The organism is Pseudomonas sp. 05N434 (genome assembly GCF_056396965.1).
Window position 1 is genome coordinate 1 of record NZ_JBFTMK010000687.1, and the last position, 2247, is coordinate 2247.

Here is a 2247-nt window from a genome sequence, read left to right on the forward strand (position 1 = left end):
TCTGCAACAAGTCATCCTTGGCGAGCCGGGTTTTGCCCGGTGCCGGGTTCACAACGTAATAAATCTCGTAACCACCGCGAAACTCCAGCCCGAAGCGCACATGAGTGGCCAGGCTGGAAAATGTCGCAGCCACCAGACAGGCCAGCAGCCCCGTCAGGAGGATGAACGACAGGCGTCGACTGGAAAGGCTCATGGAAGAAATCCAGAAAAGGGACTGAAAAGCGAATCGAAGCCGAAGGGCTCGCTCACCACTGGCGGGCAGTCTAAAGAAGCGAAAATGAACCGCTTGTTAACGAAGTCACATGGCTGTGCGACGGCTTGCCAGTGCGTGCCGGACATGCAATGAATGCACGCCTGCAATGCCTGATCAGGAAGCGAGCGATGAAGGTTCTGGTGGCCGAAGACAATGCCCTGCTGGGTAACAGCATCAAGCGCGGGCTTGAGGAAGAAGGCTGGGTGGTGGATCTGGCCAGGGACGGCAAAGAGGCCTTGTACTATGCCGATGCCAGTGAATACGACGTGTTGGTGCTGGACTGGATGCTGCCGCAGATATCGGGTCTGGAAGTACTCGGCGTGGTGCGCGGCAAGGGCAACGACGTGCCGGTGATCATGGTCACGGCCAGAAGCGAAGTAGTGGATCGGGTGCAGGGCCTGGATCGCGGCGCCGACGATTATCTGAGCAAACCTTTCGAAATGATCGAATTGGTGTCGCGGCTCAATGCCCTCTATCGGCRCTCGATCGCCCGTGGCTCGAAATCGCTGACACTGGGCAATCTGAACATCGAACTCGACACCTTGCGGGTCAGCATCGGCGGCCGTCCGCTGGATCTCACGGGCATGGAATACAATCTACTGGTGGCGCTGGCCGGCAAGGCGAATCAGTTGCAGACCCGCACGGTATTGCTGGGGTTGCTCTACCCTTTCGACAGCGAGCCGGACAGCAACAGCCTGGACGTGCTGCTCAATCGCCTGCGACGCAAGTTGGCTGGGGCCGACGTCGAGATTGAAACCGTTCGCGGCAAAGGGTTGATCCTTCGTGTGGCGTAACCTGGCACTGAACATCAAAATCGCGCTCACGTTGTTCGTGGTTCAGGCGTGTGTGTTGTTCGTCGGCTATGTGTGGCTGAGTCATTGGGTGCAAACCACCCGGCTCGATGAACTGCGGCACCATCTCGATACCCAGTCGGACGTCATCGAGTCGCTGATCAGCGTCGAAAACGCGCAGTTGGTCTATCAGCGCCAGGGTGAATTCGCCTCGGAACTGGATCACGATCACGACCTGTTTTTTGACTTGTCATCGATATCGGGTGAGATGCTGCAAGAATCCTGGGGACCAACGCCGTCAATGCGCAAAGCGCTTCGCGAGGCCATGAGTCAGGTTCGCGCGGGCGACGAAGAGACGTTCCTGTTCGATGTCGGTCACGAGAAATGGATCGCACAGATGGGCGACCTTGAGCGCGCCAGCCCCGAAGGCCCGCTGAAAGCCAGGCTGCTGGTGGCCACCAACGCGCAACCGGTGCTCAATGCGGTCAACGCCTTCAAACGGGTGGTGGCGCTGGCCGSGATAGGGATATTGCTGTTGACGACGCTTGGCAGTTTTATCGTGGTGTCGCTCTCCACCCGAAACCTTCGCCATTTCGCTCGACAACTGCGCACCTTGAAGCCGCCGGAATTCACCCGCCGGGTGGTGTTCGAGGCGCACTCGGCGGAAGAAAAACTGCTGTTCGACAGCTACGCGCAAATGGAAGCGGCGGTTCAGGAGGTGCTGGAACATCAACGGCTGTTTATCGCCAACGCCTCCCATGAACTGAAGACGCCGATTGCTGCCGTGACCTCTGCGCTGGAGGTCATTCTGGCGCGGCCACGGCACGCCGAAGATTACGCCCAGACCTGTCGTGATGTGCTGGCCGAAATGCAGGTGCTCAAGCGCCTGTCTCTCGGCCTGTTGGACCTTGCGCAACTGGAGGGCACCGCCGAGATTGCCGGGCAGGCAAGTGGGTTGAATGACAATGCGCTCAATGCTGTCGAGCGTTGGCGCAAGGCTGCCGAACTCAAAGGTCTCAGTCTCTCCCTGCATCTGCTGGAGGATTATCAGGCCCAAGTCGCCGGAGGACCGGAACAGTGGGAAGTGGTGTTTGGCAACCTGCTGGACAACGCCATCAAGTACACCCCGGCCGGCGGCGCCGTCGACGTCATGCTGGACGAACATCCGGGCAGCGGTTTGATCATCAGGATCACCGATAACGG

The 2247-nt window shown here is 59.0% G+C and carries 3 protein-coding genes; 2 read left to right on the plus strand and 1 reads right to left on the minus strand.

The window, feature by feature from the left end; all coding sequences use genetic code 11:
* A partial coding sequence (locus AC1DLB_RS28065; RefSeq protein WP_477786089.1) for a hypothetical protein occupies positions 1 to 193 on the minus strand: 193 nt, incomplete at its 3' end.
* Positions 194 to 342: 149 nt separating this feature from the next.
* Between AC1DLB_RS28065 and AC1DLB_RS28070 the strand changes: the two genes are divergently transcribed.
* Both AC1DLB_RS28070 and AC1DLB_RS28075 read left to right on the plus strand, forming a co-directional pair.
* A complete protein-coding gene (locus AC1DLB_RS28070; protein WP_477786090.1) occupies positions 343 to 1047 on the plus strand; it encodes a response regulator transcription factor in 705 nt (234 codons plus the stop codon).
* A partial coding sequence (locus AC1DLB_RS28075) for a sensor histidine kinase (RefSeq protein WP_477786091.1) occupies positions 1037 to 2247 on the plus strand: 1211 nt, incomplete at its 3' end. The genes AC1DLB_RS28070 and AC1DLB_RS28075, both read left to right, overlap by 11 nt.